Raw genomic sequence first — 18,973 nt, forward strand, 5'->3', positions numbered from 1 at the left:
TAGCGGGTTTGCATGGCTCATTTGCTCAAATCTTCAAGATCTAAATCGAGTTGGTAAGTATGATATAGAACTATTGTCTTTTTCCTAATTCGCTAAATTCCCCCCATGGGTTTTCACTTCACAGGATTAATGCTATTGAGACAAATGTTTTCTATAGCAATTGACCGCCTTTTTGAAAAAATGCACTTATTAGCCGAATCCGCCTGCTTGAATTCTACTTTTAACCTCCATAAAAAATGGGAGAATGACTATTCCAAGTAATACAATTTCCCTCTGGGGATTTTGCCCCCCAGAATTCCAAGCGTAAATCTGCTGTAATGCCATATTTTACAACATCACGCATTAGCAAATTCTCTTAGCCATTTTTTCGACATCGTTTACTTGAGATAAATAAATTTACTTTGTGTGTATGTGTGTGTATTGTGATATCGGGTTGGGAGGATATATGAAATCAACTGACCTGATAAAAGAGCTGACTGCTGCTGGGTGTGAACTTAGAAGGCATAACGGAGGTAGTCACCAAATTTGGTGGTCACCTATAACCGGAAAGACGTTCCCGGTCCCGCATCCCAAAAAAGATCTGCCTATTGGCACAGTCAAATCTATAAAGAAAATGGCGGGGATTTAATCCCCGCCGACTTTGGAGGTCATCATGTTTTTCTCAGTAGGTGTTGAGTTTCCGAAAGATGAAAACACCGCGTATGGCTTGGTTATTCCTGCGTTGTGTACCGAAGATTACGGTTGTTTCTCTGCTGCTGATAATAAAGAAGGCATTGCGCCAATGGCGCGTGAAGCTATCTTGTTAACAGTTGAATATATGGTCGCAAACAGTAGTGGTATTGAACAAATTCAGGACCCTGGCTATCTGGTCTATACAAAAAACACAGAATATCAATATATTGACAGTTGGTTTGTTATTGATGTTGATTTATCTGAATTTTCTGGAAAGCAACAGCGTATTAATATCTCATTACCCGATACGCTCATTCAGCGTATTGATAATCGAGTCAAAGAAAGCCCAACACAATATCGAGATAGAAGCCACTTTTTAGCTGAAGCAGCAAGACATGAACTTAGATAACACTATGGTGCATGGATGCACCATAGCGCTAAAAAGCATTCAATTGATGCCGTATGGATGCAAAGTCCGAGTTATAAGCGCACTTTTTTATTAAGAAAACTCAAAAGACACCAACTGTTTCTCACATGGAAAGTAATTTAAACGTTTTCTACGGAAATTTATCGACATCTTGTGTTCTTATAACTTTTCTAGTTGTCAGATGATATTTTTAGAGTACTCTTGGCCTAGCCAATTTTTGTCGTAAATCGTCTGTTACGAAATTTTCGAGAAGTCCATCAAAGTACCAAAAATATCCTAACATTTTTATTTTATTAACATTAAGTACAGGGTTTTAATCCAGATTGAGTTTAATAAGATATAAAGATACCGCCATTTTTTCAGCATTTTTGTTTTACTCTATTACGTAGCCAGAATCTACTACTGGTGACCTATTTGTTCGGTAGATCACAGTCAAACCTTTCCAAGATTTCACTCTTGGACTAAAATCATCATGATGTATTAAATGCTCCACATGGAGAGCTAACGCTACACCTTAAAGTAATAATTTAATGTCATCAGGGTTTGAAATATCCAACTGATTCTTCCTTTTTAGTAAAGACTTTCAGGAATATTATCAGGCTCTTACGTAATTGATAGTGAAGTAGCTAATCGCTGGGTTACTAAAGAGTATTAAAGGTTTATCTATTTATAATATTCTGATTTACTGAGATATTAGATTACCCTAAATTTTGTAATAGAAGAATATACAACATAGTACTAATGGAGAAGTTGACCAGATAAAAAATAAATTTCAGTTTATTTTAGATAATCAAACTAATTTCTACGATTGCATGATACCTTATTGATAATAAATATGAAAAAAAACCATATAATCAATATATTACTGGCTATTACACTCTGTATCTTTTGCCTTTTAATTCATATGATTTTGGGTTGTAGCTTAAAAATAGCAGCGTATGTGCTATTATCCACTTTCTTATTACTAAACGAGATTATAATGGAGATTCGTAAAGTTCTTATTTTATTTCTTGGTATCGTCACTCTCATTTACGCCCCTATAGGTCTGATGTATGGCTTTCAGGGATTTAGTTCTACCTATCCTCATATCGGGAATTGGCCCGAAATAAATCAACGTTAGGTGTAATATAATGAAAAATATTTCACGCTCTACCTTACACGATATCATTGAATGGGATATTAATAGTTGGTCTAAATGTTTATGTTTTTGGCTTTCGAAAGGAAAAATAAGTTTAGAGGATGCTAAAGTTTTGGAAATTGGTAGTCATAATGGTGGTTTATCATTATGGGCCGCACTCAATGGCGCTAAAGTAATTTGCTCAGATCTCGGTGGTCCAAATAAAAAAGCCTACCAAAAACATAAAGACTACAATCTTAGTGATTTTATTGTATATAAAAATATCAATGCGCTAGATATACCATATGAAAATGAATTAGATATTGTGCTTTCTAAATCAGTTATCGGAGGTATAGGGCGTAATAATAATGCTGGAAATCAAAAAATTGCCATATCAGAAATATATAAATCTTTAAAAAAAGGAGGAGAATATTGGTTCGCTGAAAATCTATCAGCATCTCCTGCACATAAGATATTAAGATCTAAGTTTATCCAATGGGGCGATGAATGGAGATATATAACAATAGACGATATGAATGAATTTTTACACCAATTTTCAAGTGTTGAATATATCACTACAGGATTTATTTCCTGTTTTGGAAGAACAGAAAAACAAAGAAAAATATTAAATTTTTTTGACCGATTTATATTTTCAAAAATAGTTCCTAAAAAATGGAACTATATTATAATTGGCGTAGCCAAAAAATAGAATTATTTATATTCAATCTCATAGTATGGAATGAGGGGAAATATCCCCTCATTTATTAGCATTTGGCACACGCTGTATATTTTATAGTGAAAAAATGAGATTACTACTGTACTATTGCAAATGATAATATTTATTTACAGTTGTAGTATTAATGTCTCCCCTTGAGAGGGAAAGAAAAAAGTTTTTCACACTTTGAAATTCTATTTATTCCTTAAATTCATCATTGTAATTTGGTCATAATAACCTCACCTTTATCAGCTGGATATTCAGCTTTTGGGGTGCAGTGAACGTATGATCCTGTTCTTATTTCGGTTGTTCCGGCCATTCAATATTGGGAGCTTGTGAAATATCAACCCGGCTCAACATCACTCTATATTTCTTCCATTCCTATACAAAATCATACGCTTATAAAGCATCTACACGAGTGAGTAACACACGATATTTTTTCCACTCAAGTAGAGCGGTTTTCTCTGCATCGGTAGCGACCTCCAAATCAACAGAGTCCTGTAACAATTGAAAGTGTTTCATTTGCTTGTTGTAGCAGTTCTGCTTTCTGTTGTTTTGCTTCATTGCTCTGATGAGATGTAGGAAGAGATGGGAATATATCATTGTATCAAAGAAGAAAATTGGGCATAATACGATCAATAAATTATAGCATTAAGTGAGTATGTTAGATGAAGAAGTACTTGAAATATAAAGCTGTTGATTTATTTTTACGAGTTTATACCAAAAGCGAAAATTTTGAAAAATCCAGGGATAACTTTAATGAGTTAGAGGAAAAAAATTTTTCATATATAATAATTTATTCTACTACAGCGCTGGGTGATTTCTTAATGAATACCCCTGCAATACATGCCATAAGGAATAGATTTAAGAATGCATTCATTACATTAATTTGCCATCCAGAACTAGAGTCATTTTTAAAGAGTGGAAATGATTGGGATAAGGTTATTTCATGGAGCAATAGAATAAATCATGTCCCAGCACTTTTAAAAAAGATAAGAGAATCAGGCAAACCTGACTTGGCAATTATACTTCACTCTCATGCTCCATATGACTATTTAAGTGCCATAATGTCTGGTGCCAAGTTTATTTTTAGAGATAATTATTTTGAAAATAAATTAATTGAAAAATGGCTAACCAATTACGTTGAATCATTTAGAGGTCATCTCATTCAGAGAAAATTAGAATTAGTCAAAATATTAGGTTGTGAAGTAGCATCTAAATCCAGTATTGAAATGCGTGTTCCATGTCATATTAATTCTATTAAAAAAGATCATCTATCTATTGGTTTTCAAATGGGGGCATCGTCATCTGAACGTTGTTGGCCTGTAAGAAATTTTTTTCAGGTTGCATCTCATATTTTAAACAATGATCGTACTACACAAATAGTGTTGGTGGGATCACCTAATGACGTATATTTACAACAAGAATTTATTAAATTATTGCCAAGTGAGTTTCATTGTAGAATTAGTCAATTAATAGGAAAAACAACATTAGTAGAATTAACGCAAACAATAAACGAACTCGACTTGCTTGTTACTGGTGATACAGGTCCTATGCATATAGCTATTGCACTAAAAGTACCCACGATTAGTTTATTTGTTACTGCAAATCCATTCTCCACAGGACCACATCAAGATCCTGAGATTCATAGAATAATAATAGGCTCCTCATTAGCTATAAATTATAAAAAACATACTCATATAATGGATGTTATATCTCCCGACATAGTGATATCTGAAGTTAATAATATATTACTCAATAGAAGACATATTAATTGTCAGATCTCTGACTTCGACTAACATGTGAATTTTTAGACCTCGGCTGATGGTTTTATGTATATTTAACAGGTATTAGTTGAGGTTAATATGAGCAAGAAATAAGAACAGGAAGTTAGAAGAAAGCTCAAAATGTTGGCTCATGCTGAAGAGAGTAATAAAGTCAGTAAAACTTGCCGTTATTGGGGAAATCCCAGGATACCGGGTATATAGTTCGATAAATAAGCCGCCAACGGGAGAACTTGGTATATATATCGCAGGTGAATACGATAGACGATTTCAACCAAAAGGCAGTGGTCTTTTATTGATAGACTCAGATAATGCAAGATTCAATGGACACGTGTCGGCGTGGTTGGATGAAGTTGACAGAAATTATCAACCTCGCGGTAATTACCAGCCAGCCAGGTACTATGCTCCTACGGGTCTGTCATATACTAAATCTGAGTCTGACTCCCTATATGGCAGCAAAAATACCGTTTTAAAATCTAAAATGGTTGGTAGAGATGTGGAGGTCAGTTGCTATAGAAAACATTATTCAATATTGATGACAATCAAGTAAATCTTTTCACGTTTCGTCCGGTATCTTAATCAAATTATATGATAAAGATACCGGGTAGATCGGACGAAAGTTAAAGCGTTATCTTGGGTTTTTCGATACCACAAGCGCGGGCATAACGCGCAAGAGTATCTATGCTGGCTTTGTTAATATTGCTTTCCATGCGAGAAACTGTCGGTGGCTTAACTCCCATACGTTCTGCCACTTGAGCGCGTGTAATACCTGCATTATTACGCCATTCAGCTAGCAACGCTTGTAATTTTTCTTTTCGTTCTTCTGCTTCGTATGCAGCCCGGTATTCCGGATCTTTCATCCATTCAGCATGTAATTCGTCATGAGTTTTTAATTTCATGTTTGATTTCCTCCAGTCTGCGCTTAGCTAGCTCGATTTCGCTTTTTGGCGTCTTTTGGGTTTTCTTAATGAAAATGCGAAGCATATAGATCTTGCTACCAACTTCATAAACCCAAATGCCGCGAGCTATGTCACCGCTCATTGTGCGGATCTCGTAAAGCCCATCACCAAGCGGCTTTGTGTTCGGTTCCCGCAGGAGCCGCGGGTTTTCCTCTAATTTTTTAACTAGCCGATCATACTTCACTTTTATAAGTTTCGGTAAGTTATCGGCTTCCTTAACTGCCTCATCATGATAGATAACTCTAAACACTCTTTCATCCCCCTGAAATTAATATTAGCATTTAAGCTAAATTTCCTCAAAGGCTAATTTTGTGAAAAAATGTACAGAAACCATTATGAGATGACCAGCAACAAAAACAGAAACCGATACCTATTGTCTCAATAGCGTTAATCCTGTGAAGTGAAAACCCATGGGGGGAATTTAGCGAATTAGGAAAAAGACAATAGTTCTACATCGTACTTACCAACTCGATTTAGATCTTGAAGATTTGAGCAAATGAGCCATGCAAACCCGCTAATTTATTAGCCAAAACTTGTTCGTAATTTATTCATGGTTAATGCATTTTTTGCTAAATCTTCATTTTGGTTATTTGTTGACATGTAAATCTACTCGATTTTTACCATATCTAGCTTCGTTTAATGCTTTAAAAAGCTGCCTTGGCAAGAATGGTGTTGAATTAATGGATTACAAGAAACATTGGTTTAGTGGAAACGGTGGCGTTGGCTAAGAATGCGTTTCCAAAATCGGGGGGTGTTGTAAATGGGAATGTGGATGCCACGGGATATGTGAAATCTGGAGACGGTGCGGATGTTGTATCTAGCCAAGATATATGGGCGAAAAGATACATTTATGAGTCTGGCTTACGTGTTTATAGTCCGAATAATAAACCCACAGCAGGAGATGTGGGGGCATATACAAAAGGGGAATCGGATGGACGATATCAACCGCATGGCAACTACCAATCTGCCGGGAACTATCAGCCTACGGGGAACTATGCAGTTAGGGGGGAGTGTTATACCAGAGGGGAGTCTGATGGTAGGTATCTACAAAAAGATGCTGGCACTCGCAGAACTCAGGAAATAGTCGTTTGGAATGGCAGAGTACAAGACCAAGGAGATATGGTATGCACAGAAAGTATAGCGGGTTGTTTAGTCTATATCAGAACTACTTCTGGTCAATGGTTGCCATTGGAAGTACCTGTTAATCAAAGAGTATTTTCCACTCAATGGCCTGGGAATTGGTGGGGTAGAATTGAATTTATACCACCTTCGACATTGAGATGGCAGAATGGGGCACAAATAATGAACCAAGTGATATTGTCAAAATAGGAAATAAAAAATAAAATATAACTTACGACCACACTAAATAAGTGGTCGTAATCTTATATCTTATCTCATTCTATCTGTGAAAACGGTAAAATAGATTCATCTGCTGTTAACACCCTGTCATTGTTTCTTTCCTTATTAAGGATTGATGGTTCAATATCGTAGCCTATGAGTTCTGATAATATATACTTATTCATTAACCCACTTAAATAGCCATCTTTATTTTTGAATGACTCTATAAATTGACAATTATATCGGTTGTTATTTGATTTGTACATGAAAGGCACGAGATATTGCTCTCTGCCTTTTTGATAACCATGTCCTTTATTGATTATTTCTCCATGATCGGAAGTATATATCAGTGAGTAATTGATGTTTTTTTTGTTAATGACATCATATATATTCTTTATGACTCTATCTGTATAGTGGATAGTTAAGTCATACTTATCAGAATTAGGTAGTGCTAACTTATCATCGTTATCGTAATTCTTATAAGGCATATGGCTACCATGTAAATGAATTACGATGAATCTTTTTTCTTCGTTATCTGAAAGAACGTTATGTAATAGAGCGCTTAGATTGTCATCTTTATAGTTTGTGAGTTTTATTATATCGGATTTTTTTGCGATAAATCCGTATTTGGATGAGTGAAGCCCATCCAGCTCTTGCGACCCCAACCAATAGGTCTTATAGCCGTTTGATTTAGCCATTTCTATTATTGATTTGTTTTTAAATAAGTTTTCTTCACTTTCAGGTGTATGAAATGCAAGAGACATAGAAATAGAGTTTCTTGTTATTGGCGCGCTAGAATGTGCGTTATTAATTATACATCCTCCATTAGAAGAAAATATATTATTCATGTTTGGTGTCGTATTTAACTTATATCCATATGCACTATAATGAGTTGATAATGATGATTCACCCATTATAAAAATAATAGTGTCAATATCATTATTTTCTTGCCTATTATTGAATCGTTGAATTTATTTATTTCACTTATATCTGCATACTTATCATTTGAATTTCTGGAAATATACAAATAAGCAAGATCCCCAATGACAGCGGGATATCTGTCTCTTATAAATCGCCCAACTGTTTTATCATCCTCTCTAATGTCTGATAATAATTGCTTATCTATAGCAGAAGCACTAAGATAAAATGTAGTAAAAAAAACAAATACAGGTAATGCTTTAAATGATACGTGATAATGAATATTTCTTGTCTTCTTAATTATTAAGTAAAATAAAGCTATTGTTACCATTATTGTTGGCAATAACATTATGAAAAATAAATGACTGACCATAGATAATGATTCTTTTTTATTCGTCTCAACAAATGAATCAAGAACTGATACTGATATTCTTTCGCCAAAAATAAGAGAATAATTTATTTGGATGAGAAGAAAGAAAAGGAGTATACCTCCAATACTGTTTAGGATCTTGTTTTTTTCCTTAATTAAAAGGAAAATCGATAATAACAATGAAAAAGTTGATAAGTGAGGTATGCTGGAATCTTTTTGAAAGATGAAAGGGTTTAGTAGATAAGTTAAACCTAATCCAATAACTATAGCTAAAATATATTTATAATATCTACGATCAATTAATTTCATGTTATCTCATTTTATAAAAAATAAATTATGCATTATTATACCTTCTTTTGCTCACTATCTCCACAATATGGCCAGATCTCATATTTTTAATGTGGTTATTATGGGTGAAAACAACTCTTTGAATGCTCAATAAAAATACAAAAGAGATATCAAAACCTATGTAGCGCGCTACACCCGCAACATCGCATTTAACTACATAGTGAGAGCAGCATAATGACAGAACAGAAATACTCTTTAGAACATGAAACAGCCGTATTAGGTAAAGATGGATTAGCCACTCAAGCAGGCTGGATAAAGGTTTATCACACTAATCAGATGACAAGAGAATTTACCAACGCTGATATTGAATATCTCATGCTGGGTGTCAGTATTTCAGCCGGTGCTTATCCCGATGCGCCAGAACTCCCTAAATCCCATGGTGTGGCCGTTCGCCGCAGTGAAGATAAACGCTGTTGGGAAATTGTGCCTGACTATCCGTGGAAAAATAGCTTATGACACACAAAACCGCCAAAAATGTGAAATCACTGAGCTGGGTAAATTGCCAGAAACATTAACATTCAAGCAACCGGCCACTGATTTTGATACCTGGGATGGTGAAAAATGGGTAACTGATACTAAAGCCCAAAAAGTCAGTCAAATTGAACAGGCAGAACAGCAACGTGCAGCATTGAGTCAGAATGCGAATGAAACGGTTGCATTGCTGCAAGATACCGTTGACTTAGACATGGCCACCGAAGCTGAAAAAGCAGCTCTACTGAAATGGAAGAAATACAGAGTGATGTTGAGCCGGGTTGATATTTCACAAGCTCCTAATATTGAATGGCCGGAGCAGCCGGAATAAGAATAGGGCCATACGAGTTCTTATGACCAAATTACAATGATGAATTTAAAGAATAAATATTATCATTTGCAATAGTACAGTAGTAATCTCCTTTTTTCACCATATACTATACAATGTATGCCAGATGATAATACAAATAAATGAGGGGGTATTTCCCCTCATTTCATACTGTGAGCTTACATGTAAAGAGCCCTATTTTAGGAGGATTACCTGGCTATTAGCACCCTGCTACAACTCATGTTTTTTGAACAGCCAAGAAAATCATAGATTGTTTATGAAAACAGGCATTCCCCAATGTTAAAGTAGTTTTACACCTTGATTTTTAGTCTTAAGAGCTATCTTACTTTCTCTCGTTACTGTTATATCTTAGTGATACTTCTATATTCTATTTGTTCTTCTAAATTATAAGTATTCTGGTTTACAAAAACACCAGAAAATTCTGATTCACATGATGAGAAATATATTGTATGGTATCCATAGAAAGTTTAAATAGATGTAGAGATTGAATCTCAGCATCTCTTGTTTTTTGAGGTTAAACTATCTTTACTATTGTTATATTTACTATTGATATTTAGATATGAAACTCATAAAAAACCATCTAATCAGACTACTACCAGTTGTTGCTCTCTTTAATTTTTTGCTTTTTCACTCACATAGCTTCAAGTTCTTGTTTAAAAATAAGAGAAGTATTCACTGTGCTTTTCACTTCCCTATTGCTAAACGAGTCTGCTATTTTTTATAGATCTATCCTTTATGGAGGTAAAATCATGATGAAAAAAATAATTATTGTGGGCTATGAACTTGGTGGTTTTGGTGGCACAGAGACTGTTTGTAAGAAGTGCGTTTCTTTACTCTCTAAAGATAATGTAGATATTAGTTTTATCTTTTTCAAAGAAAATAAGAATGCTTCTAATGACACCTGGCTAAAAGGAATAAAGTTTAAACGTATCTTTTCGGAAATCAGGAATCCGACACTTCGCCGAATTCATTTTGCGTTTCAATTCTCAAGGTACATCAAGCAAGAGAGTCCTGATTTGATTATTGCCATTTCTACACGGGGTTGTTACATATCCAACTTGGCTAGGAAAATTTCATTCACAAAAATACCTATATTCTCTTGGGTTCACCTTTCCCTATATTCCGCGTATAAAGCAATATTTACACTCAAAGCAGATTACCACTTGTCCATTAGTACTGGTAATACCAATTATCTGATTAATATGGGAGTTCCTGATAATAAAATACATACAATTTTTAACCCAATATCAAGAACACCAATAACTATTACTCGTCCTCAAAATATATCGAGATTTATCTATGCAGGAAGAATCGTTGCAAACAAGGGGAAAAATTTGCAAAGTATGTTCCATGCTCTTTCACAAATTAAAGGAAACTGGGAATTACATATCTTGGGATCAGGAGGTGATATAAGCATTCTACAATCATTAGCAGTTAATTTAAATATAGAGCAAAAAATTTTATGGCATGGCTGGCAAGAGAATCCCTGGGACTACATTGTCAATAATATAAAAGAAGTAACCGCGCTATTACTCACATCAACACATGAAGGCTTACCAATGGTACTTGGTGAAGCTAATTCCTATGGTATTTATTGTGTCAGTTCTGACTGCAAAACAGGTCCATCAGATATTATTCAAAACTCTATGAATGGAACTCTATATCCTGTTGATAGACCTGATGTATTGGTAAATCTATTACAAGATATTGTTAATGGAAAACCACTACCTAACAGTATTGATATAAAAAATGCGATAGAAAAATTCTATGATGATAATTATTTGAGCAGAATTGAATCTGCACTGAATATTTCTTAAATACTAGAGCTTAACTAACACTTTTTCAGTTCCCTATGTTTAAAACTTTTTTATCAGAAAACAATGAAAAATCAAGATGATTCCGGAGTAATACTAAACTGTCTTATTATTGTCATCGGGCTGCATAAGCAGCCCTTATTGTTATCATTCTGGTATTTCAGGCCATTTAATATTAGGGGCTAATGAAACATCAATCCGGCTCAGTAAGACCACATACTTTTTCCATTCAGGCAACAGTGCCTGTTCTTCTTCCGATGCCAATTCAGCATCAACAGCATATTGGAGCAACGTGATGGTTTCATTAGCTTGTTTGCTCAGTGTGTCTCGCAATTGTTCTGCCTGCTCAATCTCACTATCTTTTATTGCTGCTTCGTCAGTCACCCATTTCGAGCCATCCCATCGATATTCCCGTTTACAACACTGCCCGATTTTGGATACGCACTATTCACCAACTCCACCGTTTCCGACAAACCAGAGTTTTACCAATTACTGAACTATATTAGAAGCTAAATTGGTTGATATGGGAGGTATTTTACAACTATCACAGACACACGGTGGTTTGAAAGGTAAAACGCTTTATGAGACTCTTGTTGAGAAAATGAGAGCTTAAAAATGAACTGTCAGTTGAAGTCAGAGAGCTCACAGGTAACACCTCTCCCCTAATTCTGTTGATGGGAACTAGGGGAAACATCTAAAGGGTGATAACTCTGTATAATTTTTCTCTTTTACACCAACGCTCTTTGTAGTCAAATGTAGGACGCCCAAAGCTAAACCTCATCTCAACCCCTTTCTCCTCTGAAAGAGCTATAGCATCTTTAACATTAACCCACATTGCAATTGTTCCAATTGAGTCATCTTTAAAGCTCATATCCCTACCAGTATTAATAAAATCAAAGTTAATCCAATTGACGCACTGTTTTTTTATAACGAACTGGACTGCAACTGGGCTATTATTCCAAAAAAGGATGCTTCCAAATTTCAACGATGGAATTTCATCCAGCAACTCTTTTATAGCTACTTTATCAATATGACTCTTTCGTCTCATAAAAAACAATTCATCGTAAATATCAACAAACTCATCTGTCGTTATGTCACGAATATTAATAAAACTCCCACCATTTTTCAAAAAACGATTTAGCTCTCTATTACGTGTGTTTCTTGTTTTACCTGACATATTCTTCACAAAACATATTTCACGACTGGCATTCAATGTATGAGAACTATTAAAAACATTTCTGGAATTCTTATGCGATAAAAATTTTGATTTAAATGGTAATATATATCTATAATCTGATTTGCTTGGAACTATAATTTCATATGAACAAACAGGATAAGGATTAGATATCTTTTGGCATATATTGGGATCACCGGCTAAGTAATTAGAATCCCAAACACATATTGACGCTAGTATGTTGCCATTATTATCTGTTTTAACGAAATACTTTTCGTTCAAGTTAAATCTACAATGTAAAAATTGAAGCACTTCAGGGGAGGTAGAAATCCCCCCCCATACAGTTCGTAAGCGTCCCTATAATTATCGAAATTAGCGCTCTTCCAACCAAACATTATATAACCCTAATTAGTAATAAATTAGATTTATCATAGGTCACTACATGCTATCTAGCAACATAAACTTGCCTTATACTTGTGTTGCCCTTTCCGGCAGCTCTATGTATCCTTTTTCCGTTATTAGATGTTTTAATAGCACACCAGTTATTATCTGAATGACCGCACCACATTGGCATATCATCTACTGGCGGCATACAAAACGAGTTCCATTGATCATTAGCTTGAACCCATATAATTTTTCCTCTGATATCTTCATCGATATTAACTCCATCCCAAGGTAAGTCGCCTCCATTATACAAAGGCTTCCAATTAGTAACTTTTGTTTGTAAGTATCTATTATCACTCTCCCCTCTGGTATAGCATTCCCCCCTAACCGCATAGTTCCCGGCAGATTGGTAGTTGCCATGCGGTTGATATCGTCCATCCGATTCCCCTTTTGTATATGCCCCCACATCTCCTGCTGTGGGTTTATTATTCGGACTATAAACACGTAAGCCAGACTCATAAATGTATCTTTTCGCCCATATATCTTGGCTAGATACAACATCCGCACCGTCTCCAGATTTCACATATCCCGTGGCATCCACATTCCCATTTACAACACCCCCCGATTTTGGAAACGCATTCTTAGCCAACGCCACCGTTTCCGCTAAACCAAGGTTTTTTATAAACTCACTTTTATTGGGGATATCTGCTCCATTTTGGTTTTTTGCCAGTCTATTGTTGGCATTATTATTTGCACTTGTTGCATTGTTGTTTGCATTTGTCGCGTTAGTGTTAGCTCCATCGATTGATTTATTTAATTCATTCCATACGGCATGCATTAATGATGAGGTCGGTACCGTGTTCCCTGCATCAGCAACTTGATTACTTAGTTGCACTATCCCTTTTTGAGTCAACGATGCATCAGGAACGCCACTTAATTTTCCCTCTGCGATTTTTCTAACGTCATGCACAGCTTTAGGTGTTGCCGCCTGATCTTCTCTGTCAGAATTTGTCGCGCTGTTGAGTTGCGATATGCCTTTCTGCGTAAGCGAAGCAGCCGGGATTTCCGTGGTAATTTTTTGTTTTAATGCCAAATCTAACTGTTGGGTGAGTTTTTCTAAATCACCATCATCAATAACATCCTCGCCCGTTTTCTCTGCAATATATTTCCCAATTACAGCTGCAATGATTGAAGATTGTCGCCAAACTTTATTTAATCGCTCACTCCTGGCAATTCCCGATTTAAATCCCTCTTCAATAAAATCAGCATTCTCGTATTCTTCTTGCGATAAGGTATTCGCGTTTTCACCCGTCGCAAATGCCTTAAAATCATTTTTCGCCATTTCTAACCCTCCACAATATGGTAATTAACCGTTATCCCCATAGGTTTAATCGAGAGATAACCTTGATGGATGATTTCCTTAGTGATGCTACTAATTACTTTACCTCTCACCGTCACGGTAAATGACATATCCAGGTTATCTTCAAAAGATATGGATATGTTGTTATTTGAATGAATAAAACTCAGGATGTTATTAAGTGATTCAGCCGTTCCATCCCAGTTGTTTGCGCCTATTTTAGCTTTGATCACTATCCGATAATTATCATCATCCAACTTGACGTAACTTTTATCACTATCAAACCGCCCTTTCCACTTGCCACTGTCAAATCCCAATTCAGGAATATCAAAGGAGAAGTAATAGTATTCAATGGGAGTTTGAATCATTCGATTTCTTCCTACCCATTCTCCAATGATATCAAGCTGTTTTCCCTCCGCTTTATCAAGATCAAAACTGCTAATCAGTAAATTAGTTGTAGACGCATTCCCGTTGAATATGTCAGTAACAGCTTCAAGCATTCTGACGTATTTTTTACCTTCCATGTGGTAAGCCGGAATCAGCTTCATATATTTATTCATTCGAGCACCGTCACTATTTTAATATTTTCAGGTGAACAGGTCGGTGCTTCATTAAAGGCAATATTGATGTTCGCCGCTCCTGTTGTTGATGCTGATTTACCTGCCACCACAGACAACACTTCATATGTCTGGCTGCCGTTTTTATTACATAAGTTTGCCGGTACAAATAAACGAGTAACATATATCCCATCACCAATATAAAGTGAGTTGATATAGTTAGATACTTCTGTCCGAATATTATTTCCAATGTCCGAGGTGTATCCAATAAAAGGTTTAATCTGAACTTCAATATAAATTGGTACCAGCGTTGGACGATAGAAGTTAATCGTTTTTTTATTGCCAGTGTTATCCGTGACAATTTCAGAGGTGGTGCCAAATGTCGGTATGCCCGGCGTTTTCTTTATCAAAATAGTTTGAGCAATTTCTTTCGAGTCTCCTCCATCAATGACAATCGCAATACTGTGCGCCGGTATGCCGTTTTTATCGGTTTCATCCGTGTCGTTGTCATATCCCTGATAGCGTGAAACACCATGCAGATTGGCAATAGCTCCAATAAGTCCATCCATAATAGCTCTCGAAGGTAGAGCAACTGAAACCGCTTGTCGTATTCTCAGTTCTGCATCGGTTTCAACACCCCGACCCAGTGTAGCAGCAACAGGGTTTGTTACTGTTTGCCAACCCAATGTTGGCGTAGCAATCTGATTAATCGTGTGAGGTAGTGCGCCAATAGCGCCCGTTTTTTGACATACAGCCGTTACAGTAGCCTGTCCATGCATGTCCATAGTGACTTCATCCGGTAGTGACCAGATATTTCCTATATCATCCCGCACAGAGGCATTGCGGATAATGGTACCCGCTCGACCCGTTATTAAAACATCTACCGTCGAATTACTGGGGCTTTTTCTGGTAATGCCGTTGATTTTGACATTACGAGAAAGCCCTTCACCTACCGCTGTTGCCGGGCTGAATGAGTTATAAGAGGCAATGAATGCGTTGTTACAACCGTGAACCACATAAGCAATCAACGATAAAAAAACACCGTCTTTGCTGTCAGATTCAATGTAAATATCTTCTCCGTAGATATCCCTGAATATCGTCTTCCAACCATTTAAAATAGTTTGATAATCAGGGGCGTTGATCCCGTTTTTATTAATGGCAGGTAACATTGTGTTGATAATATTTTCATACATCAGCAGTTACTCCTGTCTGTCCATAAATCGTGTCAATCGTGGCTGTAATGGTGATTTTTCTTGTGTTGGGGTTTCTTTCACTGCGATAGTGGATAATGTTTGATACACCTTGCGTTTGCAGGATTCGCTGTCTGATGACCAAGTCATAAAAACCCGATGTGCCTTTACCTAGCACTTGGTCGTAATCGGTTCCCTCTTGATTATCAAGAAACCATTCGCCACTGCGCAGCATCAGACGTGTTTTCACTGCCTGTGCAACCGCTTCCGGTGAATTAATCAGAAAACTCGCTTCACCACGACCAAATACATAGTCGTTATCAATTTCTTTTCTGTATCTCATTGGGGTTTCCCCGTGTTGCTTCCACCCAATTGCACACCACTATGGACATGGTTTTTAAGGCTAATTCCTGCTGCGGTCACATCGTTGTTCACAGTAACAGGGCCTTGCAGGGTTGCAGTACCACCACCAGCCCCCATTCCCTGCGATAAGTTGCCGTTAATAGTGACGTTGCCGTTCAGGATGATTTCAGGTGATGTAATTTCGGTACCACCATTTGCGGTGGCAGTAAGTTTTGCCGGTGTGATAACGGTGACGTTATGGCTATCAGGATCAAGTTCGATATAAGCCACACCATCATCGCTCCTCAGCTGTGCGGTATTTGTGCTAATACCAGCTATTTTCTGTTGCTGTGATTGCGGACCAATAAGCGCAAATCCATCGGATAGGTTGTGCTGTCGGGGATCTACCGGTTCTTGTACGCCTCCCGATTGCCACCAGTAATCAATGCAACGATCAGCAAACACGACCAGACATTCATCACCGGCTTTTACCGGGAATGTTAGTGTCACGCCACCGCCCCTTGGGAATATAACGGGGACATCCACTAACAGCGGTAAGGAGACTGATTCCAGTTCTCCGTCCTTTTTCCTGATTTTCCATCTGATAGCCGGTTGTGCTGTAACTGTTACCGCATTAGCATCAAATGATTGAATAATGCAGGGCAGAGAGACATACAATCCGGCGCTAATCGCTTCTTGCATAGAAAAAAAGACCGCTTCGGGTCTATTTAGTCGTTCGTCAGTATTTATCATCAGTTGTCTGCCTTACCGTTGTTGCCAGTTGATTGATTCAGCAGTGTGTGATCGCTTTTAGCGATACACATCATTTTCATGTACCACTCAGTTTCGCGGGTGTCGCCGATATAATTTACATTGAAGACAATGTAATCACCGTCAGCATCCAACGTTGCTGGCTTCTCATGATCCCCAGGTTCAGACGTTTCACCAGTAGAGAGATTAGCAGGCTGGATTGAGCGGTTATCCAGCCGGATTAATGTGCCAGGGCGAATATTCGGATTAATTAAACATGTGACGTTAATACCTGATCCGATAGTCTGTTCAGGCATACCAATCAGACCCGTTTTTAATGTGAGTACAACCGCTTCAGTTAAGTACTTATTTTTGGGCACAATATGTAACTGGTTATCTTCATAGCGCCAGTTAGCGTCACATTGTTTTGCCAGGTCAGAAACTGCATTGCGGTGCATACCAAAAAGCACTTTTCCTCTGGGTGATGCTGATTTTCTGAATTCAGCACGCAGGCCAGCGGTAATGCCATATTTGGCAATATCACGCATCAGTAAGTGATCTAAATCTGCTTGCGAATATCCAGCCGCAATGGTGGTATTCACTGTCGCGTAATTGTGTGGTTCATCTCCGTCTGCCGCCTGAATAACAACGCAAGTATCCGTTGGGCTATCTCTCTTTATATGAGTGTACTGGATTTGACCTGAAAATATTTGTCCTGAGTTCCCTTTGTATCCTGCCACAAATTTAATCGCTTTAAACTCATTTTTGCGTAATTTATTACTGGTTGCGTCATTAAGGTTATATATTGTAAAAATACCTGTAGCAGGATAGGAAGATTCCGCTATTTTAATATCAAATATGATTTTCAGGTTTGATAAGTCTACTTTTTCGCCCTTTTCGTCGACAACGATAAGGTGACATTCTCTTATCCATTGTTTTGTCATAATTCACCTAATTAGCAGAAACAAAAGAACCGCAATTAAGCGGCATGCGTAATAAATTATTATTAAATAAGTACATTATCCTTATTTTCATCAAGTTAATTTATTACAAAATATAATTTATCCTCTTTACCAAGATTATTCCTGAAAGGTTTTTCCTGATTTATATCACCATAAAAAATTAATGAACCGTTAAAGCCAAGATGACGATATTGTTCAAGCAAGTTGATCCCAAATACTAGCGGCAAACCAGTGACTATTGGCTCACTGTCCGGTGTCATAATATCCAGAATCCAACCTGCCATATCACGCCAAATTAAGCTCATTTTATAGTTAACACCATCCAATTGAACATCGAATTGCTGGTTTATCGGTGATAAAGGAATTTCTACAATCCCAGCCATTTTTTACCCCGCTCTATAATATAATCAAGAATAACTCGTGGTAATGACGGCTTCACCGTGACTTTGGTTCCCACATTAATCACAGGTGCCGTATCTTCAGGATGTTCCATATTTTCAGCAGGCGCTGCTTGCTCCGTTGATGTTTCAACAATAATAATTTCACGCAGGTTTAAAATCACTGATAGGACATTTTCACTGGTTTTATCCGTTGTGACAGTTATATCCCTAATCAACATATTTTTATATAGGCGTTTCCCTGTTGCGACATCAAAAGGTTTATGTGATGCCCTAAGATCAAGTAATTGTTGATACACCGCGCGCGGGCTGTCTCCAAGGCTTAACCCGCTAGAAATATCAAATACCTTTGTGGTATCAATAGCATCAAGCAGCGAACCACCACCCGCAAAACCTAACTCCATTCTCACTTCTGATGGGCTGTCATAAGCATGATCACTAATTGTCGCCCCCTGTTGGACCGGATGATCCGTTATATTGGATGTATCCGTATGTGTTTCTGAAATAATGACACTCGGTACAATGGCACCTATTTTTCTCGTTTGTTGAGAAAACATAACCGATAATATATCCATTG

At 37.0% G+C, this 18,973-nt stretch carries 21 protein-coding genes and 1 pseudogene; 7 read left to right on the forward strand and 15 right to left on the reverse strand.

Annotated features, from left to right (window positions below; all coding sequences use genetic code 11):
- Window positions 1–445 precede the first annotated feature (445 nt).
- From C5469_RS16160 to C5469_RS16170, 3 genes are all read left to right on the forward strand, one after another.
- The gene (locus C5469_RS16160) at window positions 446–628 is read left to right on the forward strand and encodes a type II toxin-antitoxin system HicA family toxin (protein WP_046397638.1); all 183 of its coding nucleotides are present in this window, start codon (window positions 446–448) and stop codon (window positions 626–628) included.
- Between the two features lie 24 nt (window positions 629–652).
- Window positions 653–1,081: a type II toxin-antitoxin system HicB family antitoxin gene (locus C5469_RS16165; RefSeq protein WP_166308791.1), complete on the forward strand. Its 429-nt coding sequence runs from the start codon at window positions 653–655 to the stop codon at window positions 1,079–1,081.
- Window positions 1,082–2,229: 1,148 nt separating this feature from the next.
- Entirely contained in the window at window positions 2,230–2,925 is a 696-nt protein-coding gene (locus C5469_RS16170; protein ID WP_166308794.1) for a class I SAM-dependent methyltransferase, read from the forward strand.
- Between the two features lie 405 nt (window positions 2,926–3,330).
- On the opposite strand, the gene C5469_RS24520 is transcribed toward C5469_RS16170, so the two are convergent.
- The gene (locus C5469_RS24520) at window positions 3,331–3,495 is read right to left on the reverse strand and encodes a tail fiber assembly protein (protein WP_422615864.1); all 165 of its coding nucleotides are present in this window, start codon (window positions 3,493–3,495) and stop codon (window positions 3,331–3,333) included.
- Between the two features lie 104 nt (window positions 3,496–3,599).
- Here C5469_RS24520 and C5469_RS16180 point away from each other — a divergent pair, with 104 nt between their 5' ends.
- Window positions 3,600–4,730 carry a glycosyltransferase family 9 protein gene (locus C5469_RS16180; protein ID WP_166308797.1) on the forward strand — a complete coding sequence of 377 codons (1,131 nt, stop codon included), beginning with the start codon at window positions 3,600–3,602 and terminating at the stop codon, window positions 4,728–4,730.
- 605 nt (window positions 4,731–5,335) lie between these two features.
- On the opposite strand, the gene C5469_RS16190 is transcribed toward C5469_RS16180, so the two are convergent.
- Together C5469_RS16190 and C5469_RS16195 are read right to left on the reverse strand one after the other, a co-directional pair.
- Window positions 5,336–5,614, reverse strand: a complete 279-nt coding sequence (locus tag C5469_RS16190) for a helix-turn-helix domain-containing protein (protein WP_207629091.1) — start codon at window positions 5,612–5,614, stop codon at window positions 5,336–5,338.
- The gene (locus C5469_RS16195) at window positions 5,595–5,924 is read right to left on the reverse strand and encodes a type II toxin-antitoxin system RelE/ParE family toxin (protein ID WP_166308803.1); all 330 of its coding nucleotides are present in this window, start codon (window positions 5,922–5,924) and stop codon (window positions 5,595–5,597) included. Before C5469_RS16195 ends, C5469_RS16190 begins: the two co-directional genes overlap by 20 nt.
- Before the next feature lie 470 nt (window positions 5,925–6,394).
- Between C5469_RS16195 and C5469_RS24285 the strand changes: the two genes are divergently transcribed.
- The gene (locus tag C5469_RS24285; protein WP_166308621.1) at window positions 6,395–7,003 is read left to right on the forward strand and encodes a hypothetical protein; all 609 of its coding nucleotides are present in this window, start codon (window positions 6,395–6,397) and stop codon (window positions 7,001–7,003) included.
- 65 nt (window positions 7,004–7,068) lie between these two features.
- On the opposite strand, the gene C5469_RS23685 is transcribed toward C5469_RS24285, so the two are convergent.
- Both C5469_RS23685 and C5469_RS23690 read right to left on the reverse strand, forming a co-directional pair.
- A complete protein-coding gene (locus C5469_RS23685) occupies window positions 7,069–7,926 on the reverse strand; it encodes a phosphoethanolamine transferase (protein WP_242689495.1) in 858 nt (285 codons plus the stop codon).
- Window positions 7,926–8,609 carry a hypothetical protein gene (locus tag C5469_RS23690; protein ID WP_242689496.1) on the reverse strand — a complete coding sequence of 228 codons (684 nt, stop codon included), beginning with the start codon at window positions 8,607–8,609 and terminating at the stop codon, window positions 7,926–7,928. Before C5469_RS23690 ends, C5469_RS23685 begins: the two co-directional genes overlap by 1 nt.
- Window positions 8,610–8,822: 213 nt before the next feature.
- Between C5469_RS23690 and C5469_RS16210 the strand changes: the two are divergent.
- Window positions 8,823–9,450: pseudogene (locus tag C5469_RS16210) on the forward strand (tail fiber assembly protein).
- Between the two features lie 767 nt (window positions 9,451–10,217).
- Window positions 10,218–11,285 (forward strand): glycosyltransferase, encoded by a 1,068-nt coding sequence (locus C5469_RS16215; RefSeq protein ID WP_242689497.1) that lies wholly within the window; start codon window positions 10,218–10,220, stop codon window positions 11,283–11,285.
- Between the two features lie 144 nt (window positions 11,286–11,429).
- On the opposite strand, the gene C5469_RS16220 is transcribed toward C5469_RS16215, so the two are convergent.
- From C5469_RS16220 to C5469_RS16265, 10 genes are all read right to left on the reverse strand, one after another.
- The gene (locus C5469_RS16220; protein WP_339414563.1) at window positions 11,430–11,714 is read right to left on the reverse strand and encodes a tail fiber assembly protein; all 285 of its coding nucleotides are present in this window, start codon (window positions 11,712–11,714) and stop codon (window positions 11,430–11,432) included.
- A gap of 262 nt (window positions 11,715–11,976) precedes the next feature.
- Window positions 11,977–12,738 (reverse strand): GNAT family protein, encoded by a 762-nt coding sequence (locus C5469_RS16225; protein WP_166308806.1) that lies wholly within the window; start codon window positions 12,736–12,738, stop codon window positions 11,977–11,979.
- 163 nt (window positions 12,739–12,901) lie between these two features.
- Window positions 12,902–14,182 carry a tail fiber protein gene (locus tag C5469_RS16230; RefSeq protein WP_166308809.1) on the reverse strand — a complete coding sequence of 427 codons (1,281 nt, stop codon included), beginning with the start codon at window positions 14,180–14,182 and terminating at the stop codon, window positions 12,902–12,904.
- 2 nt (window positions 14,183–14,184) lie between these two features.
- On the reverse strand, window positions 14,185–14,757 hold the full coding sequence (locus C5469_RS16235) for a DUF2612 domain-containing protein (RefSeq protein ID WP_166308812.1): 573 nt from the start codon (window positions 14,755–14,757) through the stop codon (window positions 14,185–14,187).
- Entirely contained in the window at window positions 14,754–15,947 is a 1,194-nt protein-coding gene (locus C5469_RS16240; protein WP_166308815.1) for a baseplate J/gp47 family protein, read from the reverse strand. The genes C5469_RS16235 and C5469_RS16240 overlap by 4 nt, the downstream gene beginning before the upstream one ends.
- On the reverse strand, window positions 15,940–16,287 hold the full coding sequence (locus C5469_RS16245; protein WP_166308818.1) for a contractile injection system sheath initiator: 348 nt from the start codon (window positions 16,285–16,287) through the stop codon (window positions 15,940–15,942). The genes C5469_RS16240 and C5469_RS16245 overlap by 8 nt, the downstream gene beginning before the upstream one ends.
- Window positions 16,284–17,039, reverse strand: a complete 756-nt coding sequence (locus C5469_RS16250) for a phage baseplate assembly protein V (protein WP_166308821.1) — start codon at window positions 17,037–17,039, stop codon at window positions 16,284–16,286. The genes C5469_RS16245 and C5469_RS16250 overlap by 4 nt, the downstream gene beginning before the upstream one ends.
- A complete protein-coding gene (locus C5469_RS16255; protein WP_166308824.1) occupies window positions 17,039–17,980 on the reverse strand; it encodes a phage protein in 942 nt (313 codons plus the stop codon). Before C5469_RS16255 ends, C5469_RS16250 begins: the two co-directional genes overlap by 1 nt.
- 95 nt (window positions 17,981–18,075) lie before the next feature.
- Window positions 18,076–18,381 carry a phage baseplate plug family protein gene (locus C5469_RS16260; RefSeq protein ID WP_166308827.1) on the reverse strand — a complete coding sequence of 102 codons (306 nt, stop codon included), beginning with the start codon at window positions 18,379–18,381 and terminating at the stop codon, window positions 18,076–18,078.
- Window positions 18,366–18,971, reverse strand: coding sequence for a phage baseplate protein (locus C5469_RS16265; protein WP_166308830.1), 606 nt, complete (start codon window positions 18,969–18,971; stop codon window positions 18,366–18,368). The genes C5469_RS16260 and C5469_RS16265 overlap by 16 nt, the downstream gene beginning before the upstream one ends.
- Between the last annotated feature and the right edge of the window lie 2 nt (window positions 18,972–18,973).

It is taken from the genome of Photorhabdus cinerea, from assembly GCF_011189575.1.
GTDB classification, from domain to species: Bacteria; Pseudomonadota; Gammaproteobacteria; order Enterobacterales; family Enterobacteriaceae; genus Photorhabdus; species Photorhabdus cinerea.

What these genes read in the sequence shown, in the direction of transcription:
- C5469_RS16160 (WP_046397638.1), top strand. Translation starts at nt 446, where the DNA reads ATGAAATCAACTGACCTGATAAAAGAGCTGACTGCTGCTGGGTGTGAA.
- C5469_RS16165 (WP_166308791.1), top strand. Translation starts at nt 653, where the DNA reads ATGTTTTTCTCAGTAGGTGTTGAGTTTCCGAAAGATGAAAACACCGCG.
- C5469_RS16170 (WP_166308794.1), top strand. Translation starts at nt 2,230, where the DNA reads ATGAAAAATATTTCACGCTCTACCTTACACGATATCATTGAATGGGAT.
- C5469_RS24520 (WP_422615864.1), bottom strand. Translation starts at nt 3,495, where the DNA reads ATGAAGCAAAACAACAGAAAGCAGAACTGCTACAACAAGCAAATGAAA.
- C5469_RS16180 (WP_166308797.1), top strand. Translation starts at nt 3,600, where the DNA reads ATGAAGAAGTACTTGAAATATAAAGCTGTTGATTTATTTTTACGAGTT.
- C5469_RS16190 (WP_207629091.1), bottom strand. Translation starts at nt 5,614, where the DNA reads ATGAAATTAAAAACTCATGACGAATTACATGCTGAATGGATGAAAGAT.
- C5469_RS23685 (WP_242689495.1), bottom strand. Translation starts at nt 7,926, where the DNA reads ATGGGTGAATCATCATTATCAACTCATTATAGTGCATATGGATATAAG.
- C5469_RS23690 (WP_242689496.1), bottom strand. Translation starts at nt 8,609, where the DNA reads ATGAAATTAATTGATCGTAGATATTATAAATATATTTTAGCTATAGTT.
- C5469_RS16215 (WP_242689497.1), top strand. Translation starts at nt 10,218, where the DNA reads ATGATGAAAAAAATAATTATTGTGGGCTATGAACTTGGTGGTTTTGGT.
- C5469_RS16230 (WP_166308809.1), bottom strand. Translation starts at nt 14,182, where the DNA reads ATGGCGAAAAATGATTTTAAGGCATTTGCGACGGGTGAAAACGCGAAT.
- C5469_RS16235 (WP_166308812.1), bottom strand. Translation starts at nt 14,757, where the DNA reads ATGAATAAATATATGAAGCTGATTCCGGCTTACCACATGGAAGGTAAA.
- C5469_RS16240 (WP_166308815.1), bottom strand. Translation starts at nt 15,947, where the DNA reads ATGTATGAAAATATTATCAACACAATGTTACCTGCCATTAATAAAAAC.
- C5469_RS16245 (WP_166308818.1), bottom strand. Translation starts at nt 16,287, where the DNA reads ATGAGATACAGAAAAGAAATTGATAACGACTATGTATTTGGTCGTGGT.
- C5469_RS16250 (WP_166308821.1), bottom strand. Translation starts at nt 17,039, where the DNA reads ATGATAAATACTGACGAACGACTAAATAGACCCGAAGCGGTCTTTTTT.
- C5469_RS16255 (WP_166308824.1), bottom strand. Translation starts at nt 17,980, where the DNA reads ATGACAAAACAATGGATAAGAGAATGTCACCTTATCGTTGTCGACGAA.
- C5469_RS16260 (WP_166308827.1), bottom strand. Translation starts at nt 18,381, where the DNA reads ATGGCTGGGATTGTAGAAATTCCTTTATCACCGATAAACCAGCAATTC.
- C5469_RS16265 (WP_166308830.1), bottom strand. Translation starts at nt 18,971, where the DNA reads ATGGATATATTATCGGTTATGTTTTCTCAACAAACGAGAAAAATAGGT.